Origin of the sequence: Paenibacillus rubinfantis, from assembly GCF_001486505.1 — a bacterium.
Lineage (GTDB): Bacteria > Bacillota > Bacilli > Paenibacillales > Paenibacillaceae > Fontibacillus > Fontibacillus rubinfantis.
In genome coordinates this window covers 761,599-779,732 of the sequence record NZ_LN909066.1, presented here as the reverse complement: position 1 = coordinate 779,732, position 18,134 = coordinate 761,599, and the positions used below count along the sequence as shown (strand labels likewise).

Annotated in this window: 16 protein-coding genes; 9 read left to right on the top strand and 7 right to left on the bottom strand. The window is 54.9% G+C overall.

Annotated features, from left to right (window positions below; all coding sequences use genetic code 11):
- Window positions 1-42 precede the first annotated feature (42 nt).
- The 6 genes from BN3277_RS21135 to BN3277_RS21110 all read left to right on the top strand — a co-directional run bounded on the left by BN3277_RS21135 (window position 43) and on the right by BN3277_RS21110 (window position 6,646).
- Window positions 43-1,746 (top strand): cellulase family glycosylhydrolase, encoded by a 1,704-nt coding sequence (locus tag BN3277_RS21135; protein ID WP_232436483.1) that lies wholly within the window; start codon window positions 43-45, stop codon window positions 1,744-1,746.
- Between the two features lie 205 nt (window positions 1,747-1,951).
- Window positions 1,952-3,376 (top strand): spore germination protein, encoded by a 1,425-nt coding sequence (locus BN3277_RS21130; protein ID WP_232436519.1) that lies wholly within the window; start codon window positions 1,952-1,954, stop codon window positions 3,374-3,376.
- 5 nt (window positions 3,377-3,381) lie between these two features.
- Window positions 3,382-4,554, top strand: a complete 1,173-nt coding sequence (locus BN3277_RS21125) for a Ger(x)C family spore germination protein (protein WP_059046129.1) — start codon at window positions 3,382-3,384, stop codon at window positions 4,552-4,554.
- A complete protein-coding gene (locus BN3277_RS21120; protein ID WP_059046127.1) occupies window positions 4,551-4,760 on the top strand; it encodes a hypothetical protein in 210 nt (69 codons plus the stop codon). The genes BN3277_RS21125 and BN3277_RS21120 overlap by 4 nt, the downstream gene beginning before the upstream one ends.
- 19 nt (window positions 4,761-4,779) lie before the next feature.
- A complete protein-coding gene (locus tag BN3277_RS21115; protein WP_059046124.1) occupies window positions 4,780-5,877 on the top strand; it encodes a GerAB/ArcD/ProY family transporter in 1,098 nt (365 codons plus the stop codon).
- 73 nt (window positions 5,878-5,950) lie between these two features.
- Complete coding sequence (locus BN3277_RS21110) at window positions 5,951-6,646, top strand: HAD family hydrolase (protein WP_059046122.1); 696 nt, start codon at window positions 5,951-5,953, stop codon at window positions 6,644-6,646.
- 114 nt (window positions 6,647-6,760) lie between these two features.
- Here the strand turns inward: BN3277_RS21110 and BN3277_RS21105 are convergent, their stop codons facing one another.
- The 6 genes from BN3277_RS21105 to BN3277_RS21080 are packed head-to-tail and all read right to left on the bottom strand — an operon-like array spanning window position 6,761 to window position 13,458.
- Window positions 6,761-7,870 (bottom strand): YheC/YheD family endospore coat-associated protein, encoded by a 1,110-nt coding sequence (locus tag BN3277_RS21105; RefSeq protein ID WP_059046121.1) that lies wholly within the window; start codon window positions 7,868-7,870, stop codon window positions 6,761-6,763.
- Window positions 7,827-8,381 (bottom strand): GNAT family N-acetyltransferase, encoded by a 555-nt coding sequence (locus tag BN3277_RS21100; RefSeq protein ID WP_059046119.1) that lies wholly within the window; start codon window positions 8,379-8,381, stop codon window positions 7,827-7,829. Before BN3277_RS21100 ends, BN3277_RS21105 begins: the two co-directional genes overlap by 44 nt.
- 34 nt (window positions 8,382-8,415) lie before the next feature.
- Window positions 8,416-9,540 carry a YheC/YheD family endospore coat-associated protein gene (locus BN3277_RS21095; RefSeq protein WP_059046116.1) on the bottom strand — a complete coding sequence of 375 codons (1,125 nt, stop codon included), beginning with the start codon at window positions 9,538-9,540 and terminating at the stop codon, window positions 8,416-8,418.
- Window positions 9,537-10,913 carry a YheC/YheD family endospore coat-associated protein gene (locus BN3277_RS21090; protein WP_059046114.1) on the bottom strand — a complete coding sequence of 459 codons (1,377 nt, stop codon included), beginning with the start codon at window positions 10,911-10,913 and terminating at the stop codon, window positions 9,537-9,539. The genes BN3277_RS21095 and BN3277_RS21090 overlap by 4 nt, the downstream gene beginning before the upstream one ends.
- Before the next feature lie 23 nt (window positions 10,914-10,936).
- Window positions 10,937-12,049, bottom strand: coding sequence for a YheC/YheD family endospore coat-associated protein (locus tag BN3277_RS21085; protein WP_059046112.1), 1,113 nt, complete (start codon window positions 12,047-12,049; stop codon window positions 10,937-10,939).
- Between the two features lie 41 nt (window positions 12,050-12,090).
- A complete protein-coding gene (locus BN3277_RS21080; protein WP_059046110.1) occupies window positions 12,091-13,458 on the bottom strand; it encodes a YheC/YheD family endospore coat-associated protein in 1,368 nt (455 codons plus the stop codon).
- Between the two features lie 240 nt (window positions 13,459-13,698).
- On the opposite strand from BN3277_RS21080, the gene BN3277_RS21075 reads away from it, so the two are divergent.
- The 3 genes from BN3277_RS21075 (at window position 13,699) to BN3277_RS21065 (ending at window position 16,240) form a co-directional block, all read left to right on the top strand.
- Entirely contained in the window at window positions 13,699-14,862 is a 1,164-nt protein-coding gene (locus BN3277_RS21075; RefSeq protein ID WP_059046108.1) for a DUF445 family protein, read from the top strand.
- Between the two features lie 601 nt (window positions 14,863-15,463).
- Complete coding sequence (locus BN3277_RS21070; RefSeq protein WP_059046106.1) at window positions 15,464-15,808, top strand: YlbF/YmcA family competence regulator; 345 nt, start codon at window positions 15,464-15,466, stop codon at window positions 15,806-15,808.
- Between the two features lie 138 nt (window positions 15,809-15,946).
- Complete coding sequence (locus tag BN3277_RS21065) at window positions 15,947-16,240, top strand: hypothetical protein (RefSeq protein WP_059046104.1); 294 nt, start codon at window positions 15,947-15,949, stop codon at window positions 16,238-16,240.
- Between the two features lie 68 nt (window positions 16,241-16,308).
- Here the strand turns inward: BN3277_RS21065 and ilvB are convergent, their stop codons facing one another.
- Window positions 16,309-18,030: a biosynthetic-type acetolactate synthase large subunit gene (gene ilvB, locus BN3277_RS21060; protein WP_059046102.1), complete on the bottom strand. Its 1,722-nt coding sequence runs from the start codon at window positions 18,028-18,030 to the stop codon at window positions 16,309-16,311.
- Window positions 18,031-18,134: the final 104 nt, after the last annotated feature.

Here is an 18,134-nt window from a genome sequence, read left to right as displayed (position 1 = left end):
AGTGGAAATAAAACCCATTATTGGTTTAGAGGAGGATTTATGATGAACTGGAAAAAAGCGAACGCGGTCCGCGACATCCAGAAAATGCTCCGCACGTTTCTACTCTGTTTTATTCTGTCCGCTTCATCCTTAAGCGGCTCTATGTTTGCGCCGTCTGCCCGCGCTGCCGAGGGGGATTCCGGCATGGAGGTGTCTAGGATTGAGCCGAGCGGTTTCCTGAAAGCCAACGGGACGGTGCTGCGGGACAACTACGGAACGGGGAATATCGTCAACCTGCGGGGGACGAATCTTGGCGGGTGGCTGCTGCAGGAGGGCTGGATGTCGCCGCTTGGCGTGAAGGACGAATGGACGCTACGCGAAACGTTAACGAACCTGCATGGCGCGGAAACTGCGGAAAGCTTGATCAAAACGTATCAAGATGCCTGGCTGACGACGCGGGACTTGGACAATATCAAAAATATGGGGATGAATATGGTCCGCGTACCTATTCTGTACCTGGAGCTGATGGACAAGTATGGCAACTGGAAGGCAGATCCGTGGAGCAAGCTGGATTGGCTCGTCCAGGAGGCAGGGAATCGGGGCATTTACGTCCTGTTGGATCTGCACGGTACGTTTGGGGCTCAGAATACCTTCGATAATTCAGGCGAAGCTAACTCGGACCCGCAGCTGTGGAAGAACCAACAGTATCAGGATCGTACCGTCCGGCTGTGGGAAGGGATCGCCGCCCATTATAAAGGCAATCCAACCGTGGCAGGTTATGATCTGTTAAACGAACCGGATCGGGTAAGCAAGGAGCAACTGAACGCTTTTTACGACCGGTTGTATAAAGCGATTCGCGCGATCGACCCCGATCATACGATCTTCATCGAAGCGGCCTGGAGTTGGGGTCAGCTCTATGACCCGGATACGTTTGGCTGGACGAACGTTGTGTACGAAATGCACTATTACGCGATGTCCGGCAGCGAGGCTTCCAACTGGAATGTTCAAAACAACCTGGTGAACAGCGCTTTGCAAGGGCTGCGTGATCACCAAGCCCAGTGGAACGTGCCGGTGTACGTCGGGGAATTTTGCCTGTTCGATTTCACCGATCTTTGGGAGAAGTTTTTGGCCGGAATGAACGCCTCCAACATCTCCTGGACGAACTGGACGTACAAGGTCAGCTCGAATTATGGGAACTGGGGGTATTTCAACAACAACCCGAATCCGGTACCCAACATCACTGGTGACAGCCCTGCGACGATCGCCGCCAAATGGAGCAAATTCAATACGGAGAACTTTAAACCAAATACCACACTGCAAAATTTGGTAAAGAAATATACGACCGGGTCAACGCCGCCTCCAACGCCTACCGGTTTGGTTTACTTGCTCTCTGAAGCGAATAAGAAAATCGTCAGCGCGGAGAATGCCGGCGACGATCCGTTAGTGGCGAACCGCGATACGGCTCAGGAATGGGAATTGTTCGAGGTCATCAACAACAGTGATCAGACGATTTCATTGAAATCCAAAATCAATGGAAAGTACGTCACCGCGGACGTGAACATCGGCGGCAAGCTGGTGGCCCGCAGCGAGAGCATTCAACAATGGGAGAAGTTCAGGAAGGAACAGCTGGCCGACGGGACAATCGCCTTGTTCGCATTAGCCAACAACAAGTACGTGACGGTTGATTTAGACAACGGTGCAGGGCTGGTGGCAAACCGTGATAAGGTCGGAGGCGCATGGGAAGCTTTTTGGTTGATCACGCAGTGACCAACAATTGAAGATCAAAACGAAAGCAGCGGAGAAGGGTTAACGCCTCCGCTGCTTTTTTTTGCCCAATATTCAGGTGAGGATGCTTTGATAAAATTTACCCAATTTGGGAATAACATATCCACATCCTTTAACGAAAGGGGCGAATGTATTGCTGAACCAGGAAAGCTTGTACCCTTCGATCAATGACAATATCGAATTGTTCATGCGGATATTTCCCGGGGATTCCACCATTAAGTTCCGCAAGTTTCAGCATCCTTTAGTTAAATCTTTTTCCGGCTGCCTTATACACATTGAGGGCATGGTGAGCACCGAGACGTTAAGCAATCACATCCTCAGGCCGATCCTGCACTTTCGGACATCTGAAGAAACCCGAGATATCCCTTTTATGGAGCTCTTAATGGAGGGAATCATCGAGGTCAGCGAACTCAAGTTGTCAGGCGATCTGAATGAAATCCTTAACGAGCTCCTGAACGGCAGCACATTGTTGCTGTTGGAAGGGAAGGAACAGGCCCTGCTGATCGGGACGCAGGGCTGGCAATCCCGTGCCGTGATGGAACCGGGAACGGAAAAGTCGGTGATCGGTCCGCGCGAAGGCTTCACCGAATCGCTCATCACCAATTTATCGCTGATCCGGCGAAGGGTGAAAAGCCCGGATCTCAAAATTGAATTTATGGAATTGGGGGAAACGACTCATACGGCGGTATGTCTTTGTTATGTGGAAAGCTCGGTTTCCCCGAAGATTTTACAGGAGCTCACGAAACGTCTGAAGCGTCTAAAGATCAATGCGTTAATCGATTCCGGGCAACTGCAGGAAATGATTCGCGATCAAACGTTAACGCCGTTCGAAACGGTAGGAAATACGGAACGGCCTGATGCCGTGGCCGGCAAGATTTTAGAGGGACGTATTGCAGTGCTGGTGGATGGAAGTCCATTTGTCCTGACGGTCCCTTTTTTATTCATTGAATATTTTCAAGTGAGTGAAGATTACTACAGCAATTACTTCTTTGGTTCATTTAATCGGTTAATGCGATTTCTTGGCGAATTTCTGGCCGTCAGCGTCCCGGCGATTTATGTGGCTTTGGTGACCTACAATCAGGAGATGATGCCTACCGCGCTGTTGCTTAGCATCGCCGCAGCCAGAAACTCCGTGCCGCTGCCGACGGTGGCGGAATGCTTCGTCATGCTCCTCGTCTTCGAAATCCTCCGGGAGGCGGGAACCCGAATTCCAACCTCCATTGGGCAGGCGGTCAGCATCGTGGGAGCCTTGGTCTTGGGCCAAGCGGCGGTTGATGCGCGCGTGGTGAGCGCTCCTATGGTCATCGTTGTTGGGATTACCGGCATTACCACGCTGCTTAACGTCAAGATGAAAGCGGCCTCGATTTCAACGCGGTTTCTTTTGCTGAGCTTGTCCTCGTTTATGGGTTTATATGGATATTTATTCGGCATCATTGGGTTAGTCATACATTTGATGGGCCTGCGGAGCTTTGGCGTACCTTATATGCTTACGGTGGGCTCCATCAAGGAGACGGACATTAAGGATACCTTGTTTCGAAGCCCTTGGTGGGGGACGAAACTTAGGACTCACAGAACTCAGGCCGAACGGCGGATTCGTAAGGTAACGAGGTGAGGAGGATGTTGATTAGTTTACAGGTGAAGAGGTTAGCCGTGATTCTGTGCAGCTTGATGGTTTTGTCGCTCACGGGCTGCTGGAATTACCGGGAAGTTGAAAAGGTGACCACGGTCGCCGGGATAGCCATCGATAAAGGCGATAAGGACGGGGAGATTCAGCTTACGGTAGAGGTTGTGGACGGATCGGGGGGTGAAGATGTCCTGAATGTGGGCTCCAATCGAATTACGTTGACCGGGAAGACGATGTTTGACGTTGTGCGCAAAATGATTACACAGTCGGGCAGAAGGCTGTATTGGGCCCATGCCAAATCGATTATTTTGAGTCAGGATATCGCTCGGGAAGGATCGGCGAGAATTATCGATTGGTACGTTAGGGATACAGAAACGCGTGCCGATATCCATATCCTGGTGTCCGGAGAAAAAACCGCGGAGGCTGTGCTTCGTAATGACGGCGGTTTGAATGCGCCGCTTTCCTTTAAGATCGATGAGATGCTGAAGAACGAAAAAAGCCTGTCCAACGCCCCGGTCATGGAAATCTTTGATTTCGCGGATACGGTGAATACGCCGGGGATTAGCAGCGTTCTTCCGATGATTTACCTGACGGAGCATGATAAGCACACGACGGCTTCAGTTCAGGGGATGGCCGTTTTTGATCGGGATCGGATGTTGGGGACAATCCATGCTGATGATACCAAATACGCGTTGTTTCTTCGGGACGAAATTAAAGGAGGGATCCTAACCCTGGGAGATTATAACCATCCGCCGGGCATTTCCTTGGAGATCTTTAAAAACAAAACCAAAGTGAAGCCGGTGCTGGTGGACGGACAGATCGAAATCCGGGTGAAGACACAAACCGTGACCGTGTTAGACGAAGCTCAATTTAACGGAGTGGATTATATAGCACCTAAAGGACGGGAAGAAATAGAGAAGCTCGCGGAAGACATGTTGGTCAAAAAAATGGAAAATGTGATCCATATCGCACAGACCCAGTATCATCAGGATATCTTCGGATTCGGTGACCGAATCCATAAGAAGATGCCGAAATTATGGAAGACACTGGTGGCGGATTGGGATGAGCGCTTTTCCAAACTCAAGGTAACCGTAGAATCCGATGTGGTCATCAGAGGGACGGCGTCAACCAAAAAACCGCTGAAAATGGAGGAAGAGGATGAATGATCCTGATCACCATCATCGCTTATGCCTTCATCGCTTTGTTGGATCAAGTCCAGACCTATAAAGACGGACGAAAAAAAGATTTCCTATTCAGCTGCGCCCTCGGGTTATTGTCGTTTGCGGCGGCTTTGTGGGTGGTGCACGGCGAGAAGCTGCCGAGCCCGACACGTCCGATTGAACAGTTAGTGGGATGGTTATTCGGGATGTAATACGGGAGGTGTATGCGCAATGAGCAAGGAAAGGATCACCGCTGGCGAAGCCCGAACGATTATGATCTTGTTCATCATGGGCAGCACGATGATTATGGGAGCCGGGGGCCAAGCCCATACCGATGCTTGGCTCGCGATTTTGATGGCTACCGGCATGTCCGTTCCGATCGTGTTGATATCCGCGAGATTGCTGGCCCTTTATCCCGGACAAAATTTGTACGATATTTGCCTGCAGGTGTTCGGAAAACTGGCGGGGAGAGTATGCATTCTGCTCTATGTTTGGTATGCCATCCATTTGGCCGCACTCGTACTCCGGAATTATGGCGAATTTATGGAATCCGAAGCGATGCCGGAGACACCGATGCTTGTGCCGATGCTGTTCGTCGCCGCCCTTTGCATCTTCGTTGTCCTGCATGGCATTGAAACCTTGGGACGAAGCGCCCGGCTGATGTTTAACGTATGTATGATCACGATTATCGTCGTGTTGTCTTTAACGTTAGAAAGAATGGACTTCGAGAATATTCTGCCGGTTCTGGATTATGGCTGGGGGCCAATTTGGAAAGGAGCTTTTTCCGCTTTCTCGTTTCCGTTCGCCGAGACGTTTTTGTTAACCGCCATTTTTGGCGGTGTCAAGGATGGAAAATCATATGTACGCATTTTATTGTATGGTCTGCTTATCGGAAGTGGTCTCGTGCTGTTCATCACATTCCGTAACCTGTTTATCTTGGGGAACTATACGATGAGCAATGTTTATTTCCCTTCTTATGCGGCCGTAGGCCGAGTTAATGTCGGGGATTTTATTCAGCGGATCGAAGGCACGGTCGCCATCGTTTTCGTCATTTGCGTGTTCACGAAAATCAGCGCCTGCCTGCTGGCCGCAAGTTATGGGATCGCCAAGCTGTTTGGCTTGCACAGTTATCGAACCGTGGTCATCCAAACTGGACTCCTGGTTACGTATTTGGCCTATTCGCTGTATGACAACATTATGGAGATGCTGCATTTTGCTTCGGAAGTCTATTTCTTTTATGCGTTTCCGTTCCAGGTTATAATACCGATCCTGTTGCTGATTGGTGCCGAGATCAAGGTGCGCCGGGGAAACCGGGCGAATGCTGGATAACAACTTCGGTTTACAAAGGATGCTGAATTGACATATCATGAGGCTATATTATACATACGGAAGGAATGTGGAGATGGAGAGAAGGACAGTCGAACTTCCCAAGCCGGAAGCGATGATCTTTGACATGGACGGGACGTTGTTCAAAACGGAAACCCTGCTGATCCCGGTGTTTCATAAGGTGTTTGACCAACTGCGGGCAGAGGGACTTTACGCTGGGGAGACGCCGCCGGAGGAGTTGATCTTAAGCTGCTTGGGCATGCTGCTGCCGGATATCTGGCGCCGGGTCATCCCGAACCATGGCGAGACCGTACATCGCCGGGCGGATGAGCTGCTGTTGGAATACGAGCTGGGAGGGCTGCAACGCCTCGCCACCGAGCTGTATCCGCAGGTGCCGGAAACGCTGCAGGAGCTGCACCGGCGAGGTGTGCGGCTGTTCGTTGCCAGCAACGGGCTGGAGCATTACGTCAAAGGTGTCGCCGAGGCGCATCGGATCTTCCCGCTATTCGAAGGCATCTATAGTGCAGGGGAGCATCAAACGGCGACGAAAGTGGATTTGGTTAAGCTGCTGCTGGACCAACACGGCGTAACTCGCGCGTGGATGGTTGGCGACCGTTCCTCGGACGTCGAGGCAGGCAAGAAAAACGGGCTGCCGGTGATCGGCTGCGCTTATGCCGGATTCGGCGACGGCGGTGAGTTGTCCGGGTCCGACGTGTTGGTCCGCTCCTTCGATGAATTAATCACCCTTTATGAACAGTCGGTGGAAGCGTAAACCGCCCTTTAGAACTCCTTTCCGTAGGGTTCACAGACATTAGGGAAATGGGCTGATAGCGATAGCGTCATTTCAGTCTGTTCGAATTCAAGACGCAAAAAGGCCGCTTCCCTCCTAATCGGAGGGGGAAGCGGCTTTTTGCTTATGCAGCCATAACGCATATTCCAGCGGTTTAACGATCGCTGCGCGGTAGGCTTGTGAATCGCCCGATTGGTTAAACACCTCGCGGGCCGGCTTGGGATTGACCTCAAGCAGGTAGATCTGGCCATGGCGGTTGATCGCCAAATCCAGCGCCAGCTCGCAGAGGGCGCCGATCGTCTCCTCCAGATAGGCCGCGACCTCCAAACTGAGCTTCTCGGCCGCCCGGCGTACCTCTTGTCGCCGCTCCTCGCCCGAGATCCACTGCTTCAGCAGCGTATTCATGGCCACCGCATGACCGCCGCCGTGTAGATTGGATGTGACGCTGCGGGGAGGACCCACGCGGCCGGCGCATCCGGTCATTTCCCACTTGCCTTGGCCGTTCTTCTGCACCAGCATCCGGTAGTCGTGAACGCGGCCGCTCGGCAGCTTAATCTGGATCCCCTGCTGGGCGATGAAGCGGCCGCTTCCCTTCCAGCCCAGCAGGAAGGGGCCTAACCGGGCTTTGTGAATTTTCTGAGGCGCGATTATGCTTCGGTTCTGTCGCCGCCCCTGGATCAGGAACAGATCGCCATTTAAGTGCTCCACCCGTAGGATACCGCGGCCCCCCGTGCCGTTAATGGGCTTGACGTACACGGTGGAATGCTTTTTGAGCAGATTCATGACATCGCTGCTGTTCTGAAATATGACCGTCTCCGGCAGGTTGGACCGGAATCGGCTTTTTCGGGACAAGATCTGATATATCGTCCATTTATTGCGCAGCGGCCGGTTGAGAAAAGTGAGATGACCGTAACGCGCCCGGAACCGCAGCAGCTGCTCGAAGCGTTTGCTGCGCTGTATCCGGCAGCGGTCAAAGATCAGGTCTGGGAATTTGCGCCATTTACGGTACCATTTCTTGGCTTTTGGGTCATACTCAAGCGCGAAGATTTGCTTCTTCTGGTCGAAAACGTCCATCGGGGTGAACACAAAAATGTCCAGGCCGATTTTTTGTCCCTCGGTGATCATACGCTGGTAGATATGCCGTTCCTCCAGCTGTTTTTTCTCATTGAGGTACAAGGTCAGGATGCCCAGGACGGGTTGTGACAACGATATCACCTTCCTTGATGTTATGGGCGACTGGTGGTGCAGGCTCTGGGGAATCGGACCGGGTCTCCAGCAGGAGCAGCGTCTTCCCGCTGGGGTCCCGGGTTAGGCCCGAGGCGAACATCCCGGCGCGGAAGCACATGCGCAGGCTCTGGACCTGAGTTAGCGCAACCCGGCAGCTTAGCTGCTTCAGCCGAATCAGCTGAGTCTGGAGCAGTTGGGCACCGATGCCGCGGCCGCGGTACAGCGGATGCACGACAACGACGCAAAGCGTGCGGCCATAATCCACGGCGCAAGAAACGCCGGCCAATCGTTCCCCGTCCTCCGCCCGGATTCGGGCGACAAGCAGGGAGCAGCCGGGCCGGTTTAAATCGCTTGGCGTCAACCGAAGCAGAGCCCGGAGGACGGGGGGCGAGACGCGGCCGGCTCCGTATTTATGCACAAAGGCCAGAATTTCACCGTGCTGCAGCTCCCAGGGGCCCCCGGCTTCCAAGGTTACCGCTCGAATCTCCATGACGACCGCCCTCCTTTTGACGTCGAATTTGGCTTTACGCTTTGGATTTCGGCTGACGGGACAAATACTGGCTGTATTGAAAAATCCGCTCTAACGATTTCTTGCGGATATGCGGCTCGTCGAATTTCATGGGCTTGGCGTTCGCTTCAAAAAACCACAGGCGGCCATCGGTGTCTACCCCAAGGTCCATGGACATTTCCCCAAGCAGGAAGCCGGATTCCTTCTCAATTTGTTTGGCGATCAGAAGCGCGCTTGATTTGATCCGGCTGAGGAGAAGCGCCGTCATATCGGTTCCAAACGCCGGAAGCAGCATTTTCTCCGGATCCTCGATGCTGCCGCCTTGGGGAACATGGGTCGTGATCCGCTTCGGCCCGGCCAAACGGGCACCGATCCCGGTCACCATCCAGAGGCCTTTGCCGTTCTTTTGCACGAGCACGCGCATATCGAAATGGCGGCCTCGATAGGACGTCAGCTCAATGCTCTCCTGCATGATGTACGGCGTCTTGCCGGCTTCTCGCTTGATTCTTTTCCATAACAAAGGCAGCTTGGCGGTCTTGTAAACGACGTTTCGACGTTTCTTGCCTTGGATGGTGAGACGGTAGGGCTTGATATCGTTGACATCTAACCGCAGCAGCATGATGCCTTTGCCGGCTTTGCCGCTTTCCGGTTTGAGGTACAGGCTGCCGTACTTCTCCAGCATCACGGCCAGCGTTTTGGGCCCCAGCATTTTTTTGGTGTCCGGCACGAGCGTTTTGGTGGCCCGGCCTTTCTTCAACCATTCGAACAAGCGCCGTTTGTTGAAGAAGAACGGGTTAAAGAGATGAATCGACTCATGTCCGATCAACTCGTCGATTTTGCGCCGCACCTCCGGCTTTTTCTCATCCTCCCGCAGCGGAATGCGGTTGTAGATGACGTCGGGCAAGGGAAACCATTGCTTTTTCCACGTTTTATCCTCCGGATGGAACAGGTAGCCCTGAACGCGCTTGGCGCTCAGTTTCAAATCCTTGGCGGTTACGACATATACGGGAAAATCCAGCTCCAGCCCGGTTTTGACGAGATCCCTGAAGTTGCTGCGGTTTCCGCGGAACAGCCGGTCGTTGTCATCCACCGTGAGTACGGCGACGACCGGCTTCTTCTCGCTCAAGAGCGGAGTGCTCATGAGCCATCCCTCCTCCGGAATTTGCTCAAGTACAGGCAATGATCCAAGATGTGGTCCACCGACGCCTTCCCTTCCGCGCGGAGCGACGGATGCTTAAAGATCGAACGGCCCGGCTTGGCGTTCGCTTCGAACATCCAGATCTTCTCCTCCCGGTCGATCCCGATATCAAACCCAATCTCGCCGATCAGATGCTGCTGATGGGATTCGATCGCTTCCGCCAGCGTGATCGCAACGGCCTTGGCGTTCCGCAGCACCTCGTCGGCGCGTGCGCCAAACGCTCGGCTAAGCGCCTGCTCCGGCGTAAGCAGGGAGCCGCCGTTCTTCAAGTGCGTCGTGACGCTGCCTTTGCCAGCTTTCTTCGCCCCGATGCCGACGACAACCCATTGGTTTTTCCCGTTCTTATGCATGTGGAAGCGGAAGTCGATCGGGCAGCTGTCGATTTCGATCAGACGGATTCCCTGCTGGGCCACGTAACCTCGGAGCATCTTGCCGTGTCTGGCCTGCAGGATACGCATCAAGCTGGAGAAGGAAGAGAAGCGCAGCAGGGCATTCCGTCCATTTTTCCGATACCTGGCATAGTAGCCGCTTCGCGGGATATAAGACAGCCGGTATATCCCGTTGCCCAGGCTGCCGCTGTTTGGTTTGTAGTAGACCAGGGAATGCCGATCCAGCATCTCCTTGATCTGCTCGGGCGTCGGGCTCATGATCGATTCAGGGACGAACCGGCCAACGGTGGTGTCTTTCTCCAGCAAGCGGTAAATATCGGATTTGTTAAAGAAGCTCCAGTTGAAAAAAGGGATCTTCCGGCGCACGAACCGTTCCCGAAGCTGATTGATGGAGCTGGTGGTTTCGGCCCGGCGGCTGGGAAGGCGGTTGTATACGACATCGGGCAGCGGCACCCGCTTTCGCACGAACCGGCCGGCTTCGTTCAGAAAGTAGCCGTTCACCGTATCGTCCTCCCAGTGGATGTCCCGCGGGGTGAACGCAAAAATATAAGAGATCCGGCTCCCCTGCCTAAGCAGCTGCTTGATGAACCCAGTGCGTGAGCCAAAGGGATTCGTCTGCGAGGACGTGGGGCCGTCGGACAACACGCCGATGAGCGGGCCGATTTGCACCTCGCCTTCCTGCTGGCTTCGGAGGTAGACTCCGCCGGGTTTCGGGATTTTAATCCCTCTGCGCACGCCGCTGGCAAGGTACAGGTGTTTTCCCGCTTTATTGATCCGTTTGATGGTGGCGGGAACCCGTTCTCCGCCGAGTCTCAGATGAACCGACTTTTTTCCGGACAGCTTCAGATTCTTCATAAGAGCCCCTGACACGTAAACCACCCGCTCGGGGGCTTGCGTGAAATGGACGTTGCAAAAAGTCAAACTCATGGATTTTATCCTCCTAAAAGTGATCAGGGTTTGCTCAGCAGTAAATAGCGGGCATAGCCTATCGGATTTTCCAGCGACCTTCTGGCGGTTTCCGGATCGCCGATCCGAAAGAACGAGGAGCGACCCGGTTTGGAGTTGACTTCCAGCACCCATACGCGACCTTGGCGGTCCACGCCGAAATCCAGGCCCAGTTCCGCCAGCCTGCCGAATCGGGTTTCCAGATAGGCCGGAATCAAGAGTGACAGTTTGCGGATCGCGGCTTCAGCGGCTTGACCTTCGGCCTCCCCGAGTTCCCGGATGAGAAAAGGCAGCGCCCGGTGGGCGGTACCCCCTCCGTGCAGATTGGAGGTCAGCGAATCCTTGCGCCCCGCGCGGACCGCCATCCCCGTCAAGCTCCATTCGCCCTTGGCGTCCTTCTGCATGAGAACGCGGACGTCAAACGGCTCGCCGCCTGCGCTGTTCAGCTGCAAATACGGCTGAATCAGGAAGGGCCGTCTTCCGGTGAACCTGTCGACCCAATTGAGCCCGGTTTGCTTCGTGGGAAAGCGCCGCCGGAAGATCGTGTTCCGTCCGCTCCGGCCCATCACCTTGAACTCCTCGCGGGACGGGCGCCATTTGATGTGCAGCGTCCGTTTCCCGTGGGTCCCGTTCCGCGGCTTCATGAAGACCTCGCCGTCATGGGCTTGCAGCCATTGGTCCAGCTGAGCTTGCCCTTGGTACAGCGCCGTTTCCGGGAGGTGCCCGGCGACCTCCGGGCATTCGAGCAGGGCTTGGTGCACCACCCATTTACCCGCGAGCCCCCGGGCCAGATAAACGAAGGGATGCTCGGCAGCCAGCCGTTCGAGCAGACGATGCTTGCGCAGCTGCTGTTTGCGGTCATGGGTCAGGCAACGGTCGTAAACAATGTCCGGCCGGGGGCACCATTTGCGGGTCCAGGTTCCGTGTTCCAAGGTATAGGCCGGAATGCCGGCGGAGTTCCCCGCTGCGATCCAGCCGAGACAAAAGACATACACGGAGAGGCCCTGTCTTTCACCGATATGGCATAGTCTGCGGCAGAACGCGACTTCCGCGAAAGGAAGCGGCCCTTCGCTTTCGGCGACCAGGATCCCTACGGTCCCTTGAGGTGTTTTGATCATGGTGGATTTCCTCCTTTCAAGAGGCCCTTGATGTGCTGCCCCTAAAAGCCGGACAAATAACGGGTATATTCGATCACTTGCTTGACCGACGGACGAATCTTACCTTCGCCCATCGGGGTGTTGTCATTTTTGGACGGTTTGGAGTTGACCTCGAGCAGCCACACTCGACCGCTTGTTTCCACCGCCAGATCAATGCCGAACTCCCCGAAGTGAGCCGGAATTTGCGCATCAACGCTTTGGGCGATATCGAGGGCCGCCTTCTTCAGCTTCAGAGCGAGCTTGCTCTTGATTCCCGACGGCAGCGAGCTGCGGGCGAGCGCATCCTTCACCGTGCTCAGGGTACCGCCTCGGGCCAGATTGGAAACGAAATGTTGGTTCCCGGCAATCCGCGCGACGATGGAGGTGGTGTTCCATTTGCCGTAGATGTTCTTCTGCACCAGCGCACGGAAGTCCACTGGCCGATGATCCACTTCAATCAAATGAAGCCCCTGCTGGATCTGATAGCGGGTCGCCTTCATTTTGCCGGAGAGCGCCGTAAACAGCTTGGCGAGATTCGGATACGCCTGGCGCCGCGTGCCGCCGACCTGGGCGGTTAACGTCTGGAAAGCTCCGCCTTCAAGCCGTGAGATACGGATGATGCCTTTCCCCAGGCTTCCTTTGATCGGTTTCAGGAAGACGACCGGATATTTGGCGCACATCGCTTTCAGCATGGCGTAATTCCGGAATAAATGGGATTCCGGCAGGTAACGCTGGACGGTGACGTCTCGCCCAAGCGCGTCGAACACTTCGGTTTTATCGAGATATTTTTCGTTGAAAAAATGGCTCCCGTAGCGGGATTTTACTTCTTTCATAAAATGCTGTACGCTAGGTTTGTTCTCCAATTTCCGCGAATTCAGCCGGTTGTAGAAGACGTCTGCGGCAGGCAGCTGGGTTTGCTTCCACCCATTGCCATAGACCCAGCCTGTGACCTGGCTAGCGCTTGAGCCGATATGTCTGGGCGTGAAGAAGTAGACAAAAACTCCTTGGCGCGAGCAGGCGTTCACGAGCTCCTTGCAGAACAAGGTCATTTGGCCAAACGGCCTTTCCGGATTGCCGGGGAAATCCTGGCTGAGCAGGATGCCTAGCAGCGGACCCAATTGAAGGGTCGAGGAATGCGGCCGGTAGATGAGACGCAGCGGCGACCGCGGCTGGATTCCCATTTTCCGTGCAAGACCCGAACTTATGCGAACTCCGTCGGATCTGGATAAGGGAATCACTTTGACGCGCTGCCGAAAGGATCCGAAAGTGAGCAGAAGCGGAAGATGCGTAGGGATTTTCCACTGTTTGATCAGCATGTCTCCGAGCACGACAATGTCGTCTTCCAGAATGCCCGGACTCATGATTTGTACCGTAATTTTTTTGGAGGGCATGAATGCGGATCTCCTTCCAAGCTAAGCTAGAGTCTTGGATGCAAGTAAAGATCATCTGCGTAAAATGCATGTAATGCATCATATGAGGACATAGAATCCTTGGTGATTAACCTATGCCCGTTTTCGGCGGTCCCGGGACGAAGGGATGGAACGTTTAAATCCTTGCCGGGCGCGGTCCGAAGGCGGATTTCGCGGGAGATAGTTAGGGCGGCAGCCTAAGAGAAAGAAGGTGGAGGAAGGATGCCCGATTGGCTTTACGTGGTGGTGAGTATCGTCGTAGCCGCTTTTGTTGGCGGTGTCACCAACCATTTTGCGATTAAAATGCTGTTTCATCCGCGCAACCCCATACATATCGGCAAGTTTCACGTTCCCTTCACGCCGGGACTGATTCCAAAACGCCGCGACGATATCGCCGAGTCGCTTGGTCAAGTGGTGGCGGAATATCTGGTGACGGCCGAAGGGTTGCAGGAAACCATCCAGCGTCCGGTGTTCCGGAACAAAGTGGAAGACACCTTGCTGGGCTTCGTGGACCGCATAGGCTCCAGCGAGTTGACCGTGCGGCAAGCGGCGCTCCGGGTGTGGAGCGAAGCGGAGTTCGAAGCGCTGAAGTCCCGGCTGGCGGCGGGGATTCGTGAGACGGCCCTGCGGGGGTTCGCACGGCTGTGGGAGCATGCGGATCTCAGCAGCCTGCCGGTGAAGCGGCTTGTTCCCGGTTGGTCCGAAGGGAACCGCAAGGCTTGGAGCGCCGCTTTGGCCGTGGCACTGCTGGGCGTTGTGGAGGAGGAGCTGCTGTCCGCCGGCGGTCAACGCATGCTGTCGAAAATGGCGGCGGGGATGATGGACAAGGCCGGCGGCTTCCTTGGCACGATGGCGGCGATTTTTATGGACGAGGACAAATTGGTGCAAAAAATGACCCCGGCCCTTGTTCAGGCGCTGCGGGGCGAGGAGGCCGTGAACAAAACGGCTCAGGCAATCGAATCGCGCCTGGAGCTGTACGGCGAGAAGCCCGTGGCGGAACTGCTCGCCTTGTTAACCGGCGAAGAGGCGCTGGGGTGGCTGGGCGGCAAGCTGGAGCAGCTGCCGCTGGAACGGTGGCTGGAGCAAGCGGACAACATTCCGCTTCGCTCGTTGGTTGAGCCGTGGAAGATGCAAATTGCCGCCTTTGTTCCGGCGCTGACGGAGCGGCTGTTGCGCCTTGTCGCCAAGGGGATCCCGACGGCGATGCAGGCGGTTGATCTGCCCGGCCTGGTCGAGGAACAGGTGCAGAAATTTCCGGTGGAACGTCTGGAGGAGGTTATCCTCAGCGTCTCGGGCAAGGAGTTCCGCGCCATAACTTGGCTCGGCGTGCTGCTTGGAGGTATCATCGGCTTGTTCCAATCCCTGCTGTTGCTGTGGATGGGGTAAGCTGATGGGCGAGGGCATCTGGGTGTAACTTCCGCTGTCTGTTGTGCCGCGAAGGTTACAGTAGAAGGCTGGCTACGTAGCTAGTTACGCTAGTTTCGCTAGTTTCGCAACTAATTGCAACTAATTACACAGCCGTAGCTACACCTACTTGCTCTAACGCTTACGAGGAGCGCTAATTGGGCCCAAAAGAGGAAAAAGAAATTCTAACGCTTGCTGGAGAGCTTATTTCCCCTATTTTGCGGGTAACCGCGGTAATTTCGGGACAATAAGCTTTCTGATCAGCGTTAAAATTTGTAATCCTCGTTTTTGGGGCAAATAAGCTTCCTGACAAGCGTTAGCGCAAGAAAGAAAGTTAGTTAGCCAGCAGGCAGGTAAGCAAGTGAGTAAGTGAGTAGTGGCAAGCAAGTAAGCAAGTGAGCAAGTGAGTAAGTGAGTAAGTGAGTAGTGGCTAGCAGATAAGCAAGTGAGTGAGCAAGTGAGTAGTGGCAAGCAAGTAAGCAAGCAGGGTAGCGATAGCGATCTGCTAAGCAAGCCAGCCAGCCAGTGATAGGCCCGGCCTGCGCCCGCTTTGCTTTATTAATTAAAATTTGGAGGTTTAGGAATGAACATTTACGACAAAGCACATGATCTGGCGGCAGCCTTGAAGGACAGTCCGGAGGTTGCTGAAATTACGGCAGCGATGAAACTGGTGGATGCCGATCCCGAAAGCAAACGGATGCTGGATGAGTTCCGGGTTCGCCAAAACGAAATACAGCAGCGAATGATGACTGGAGAAATGCCGTCGCAAGAGGAAATGGAACGCATAGAAAAACAGTTCGAGGTGCTGAGTCTAAACCTGAACATCCGCCGTCTGTTTGATGCCGAACGCCGGCTAAGCGTGATCATCCAGGACGTCAACAAGATCATTACGGACAGCCTAGCTCATCTGTACGGCGCGGGGATGTAAGTCTCCGCTTCCAATCGTATCTTTCAATCGCAAGTTTCTATCATATTCTAACCGCTCCGTTCATAGAGATAGAAGAGACAAGGGACCACAAACCAAATCTCATATCTCGTAATCTATGAAATAAAGGAGCTGCGGAAGATGAAAACCGTAAAAAAACCGAGCAAATGGAAGCATGTCGTGTACCTGATTCTCGCATTGGCGATGCTCATCTATGCATTGCCGATGATTTCCTTTGAGCCTGGAGCCGGCTGGGTGTCGGTATTTGGCGCCGTGTGGGCGGGGTTTGCTTTCCTCGTGATAGGGGCTCATCTGCATTTCCTTCTAGGGGTAGGCGAAGAGAAGCAACGGGAGCTGGATCGGATCCGGCGGGCGAAATATCGCGAATGGGAGCTTCAGTGGCAAGAGGACGGCAAACGCGGCGAAAATGCATAATGAAACAAAAAGGGACGGTCCCGGAAGATTTCAATTCTTCCGGGACCGTCCCTTTTTTGTCCGAAGCTCTACCTCTCACCGTCGCCGGTCAACATTTGATCGTTGCTGGCTCCGGGCGGAACCATCGGATAAACGTTTTGCTCCTCACGTACGTTAAATTCCATCAGGACGGGACCGGGGAGCGCAAGCGCCTGCCGGATCACCGCATCGGCTTCTTCCGGCGTCTGCGCCCGCAGCCCGGGTACCCCGTAGGCACCGGCAAAGGCGACGAAGTCGGGCGAAGTGATATTCACGGAGGAGTATCGCCGCTCATAGAACAGCTGCTGCCATTGCCGGACCATCCCGAGATATCCGTTATTCAGGATCGCGATCTTCACCGGCAGCTCGTAATCGACGGCCGTCATTAGCTCTTGCAGATTCATTTGGAAGCTGCCGTCTCCGGTGATACAGACGACCGGCGGGGCGACAGAACCTCCCAAGGCCATCGCCGCGCCAATCGCGGCCGGGAAACCAAAGCCCATCGTCCCGAGTCCTCCCGAGGTTAGGAAGGAGCGAGGCCGGGAGAACCGGTAGTGATGGGCGGTCCAGATTTGATGCTGCCCGACGTCGGTCGCTACCACCGCGTTTCCTTGAGTATGCTTGTCGATCAGCCGAATGACCTCCTGCGGGTTCAGCGTCCCTACAACTCCGGCCTCGTTATAGTGGGGCACCTTCCGCTGCCATCCGGCCGTTTCCTCCGACCAGTGAGTCGGCTTGGGCTTAATGGCGCACGCATTCAATTTCCGCAGCAGCTCCCCAACGTCTCCGCAAAGCCCTAAATCCACAGGGATGTTCTTATCCAGCTCGGCATCGTCAATGTCCACTTGGATCTTCCAGGCATGGGGGGCGAACGATTTGGCCTTGCCGGAAAGCCGGTCGTTTAATCGCGTGCCAAGGCAAATCAGCAAATCCGCGTGATGGACCGCTCGGTTGGCGGCATACGTGCCGTGCATCCCCAGCATCCCGAGATACAGGGGATGGCGGGTAGGAAAGGCCCCGATACCCATCAGCGTGGTAGCAACCGGGATCTGCGCGATTTCCGCCAGCCGGTGCAGCTGCTCAGTTGCACCGTGTGCCATCGCGCCGCCGCCAATCACGAGCACCGGGCGAAGGGAGCTCTCGATCTTTCGGGCGATCAGGTGCACGGCCTCCTCGTCGATCGGGGCTGTGGGGGCGTAGCCGCGAATGTTGATTTCGGCGGCCGGGCTGAGGTCGGTATGCGCGGTCATGATGTTCTTGGGTAAATCGATCAGGACCGGTCCCGGTCGACCGGTAACGGCGAGATGAAAAGCTTCCTTGAGGATTCTAGGCAGCTCGCGGAGGTCCATCACGGAATAGTTATGTTTGGTTACGTCCATCGTCATGCCGTAAATGTTGACCTCCTGGAAGCTGTCCCGTCCGATCAGGTCGGTCGAAACCTGGCCCGTTAATACAACCATCGGGACCGAGTCCATGTAGGCGTTGGCGATACCTGTGACCGCATTGGTGGCCCCCGGCCCGGAGGTGACAAGTGCGACCCCCGCCTTTCCGGTGACGCGGGCGTAGCCGTCCGCCGCATGTACGGCGGCTTGCTCATGCCGGGTCAGGATATGCCGGATCTCCCGGCAATCGTACAGCGCATCATAAATCGGAATCACCGCGCCGCCGGGATAACCGAAGATCGTATCGACCTGCTCCGCGAGCAGACATTCGATCAGCAGCTCTGCTCCGCTTTTTGCAGCGGTTAACTGGGGTTCCTGGATGTTCTTCATCAAACCTGTACCTCCCGGTGGAATTTTGACCATTTTATCGCGACGGATAAGGCCTTAGAGTGATTCCAGTCATAAAACGTCCCGGAAGCAAGGGTTACGATAGC

Coding starts and splice junctions, on each gene's coding strand:
- BN3277_RS21135 (WP_232436483.1), top strand. CDS start 43: ATGAACTGGAAAAAAGCGAACGCGGTCCGCGACATCCAGAAAATGCTC.
- BN3277_RS21130 (WP_232436519.1), top strand. CDS start 1,952: ATGCGGATATTTCCCGGGGATTCCACCATTAAGTTCCGCAAGTTTCAG.
- BN3277_RS21125 (WP_059046129.1), top strand. CDS start 3,382: ATGTTGATTAGTTTACAGGTGAAGAGGTTAGCCGTGATTCTGTGCAGC.
- BN3277_RS21120 (WP_059046127.1), top strand. CDS start 4,551: ATGATCCTGATCACCATCATCGCTTATGCCTTCATCGCTTTGTTGGAT.
- BN3277_RS21115 (WP_059046124.1), top strand. CDS start 4,780: ATGAGCAAGGAAAGGATCACCGCTGGCGAAGCCCGAACGATTATGATC.
- BN3277_RS21110 (WP_059046122.1), top strand. CDS start 5,951: ATGGAGAGAAGGACAGTCGAACTTCCCAAGCCGGAAGCGATGATCTTT.
- BN3277_RS21100 (WP_059046119.1), bottom strand. CDS start 8,381: ATGGAGATTCGAGCGGTAACCTTGGAAGCCGGGGGCCCCTGGGAGCTG.
- BN3277_RS21095 (WP_059046116.1), bottom strand. CDS start 9,540: ATGAGCACTCCGCTCTTGAGCGAGAAGAAGCCGGTCGTCGCCGTACTC.
- BN3277_RS21090 (WP_059046114.1), bottom strand. CDS start 10,913: ATGAGTTTGACTTTTTGCAACGTCCATTTCACGCAAGCCCCCGAGCGG.
- BN3277_RS21085 (WP_059046112.1), bottom strand. CDS start 12,049: ATGATCAAAACACCTCAAGGGACCGTAGGGATCCTGGTCGCCGAAAGC.
- BN3277_RS21080 (WP_059046110.1), bottom strand. CDS start 13,458: ATGCCCTCCAAAAAAATTACGGTACAAATCATGAGTCCGGGCATTCTG.
- BN3277_RS21075 (WP_059046108.1), top strand. CDS start 13,699: ATGCCCGATTGGCTTTACGTGGTGGTGAGTATCGTCGTAGCCGCTTTT.
- BN3277_RS21070 (WP_059046106.1), top strand. CDS start 15,464: ATGAACATTTACGACAAAGCACATGATCTGGCGGCAGCCTTGAAGGAC.
- BN3277_RS21065 (WP_059046104.1), top strand. CDS start 15,947: ATGAAAACCGTAAAAAAACCGAGCAAATGGAAGCATGTCGTGTACCTG.
- ilvB (WP_059046102.1), bottom strand. CDS start 18,030: ATGAAGAACATCCAGGAACCCCAGTTAACCGCTGCAAAAAGCGGAGCA.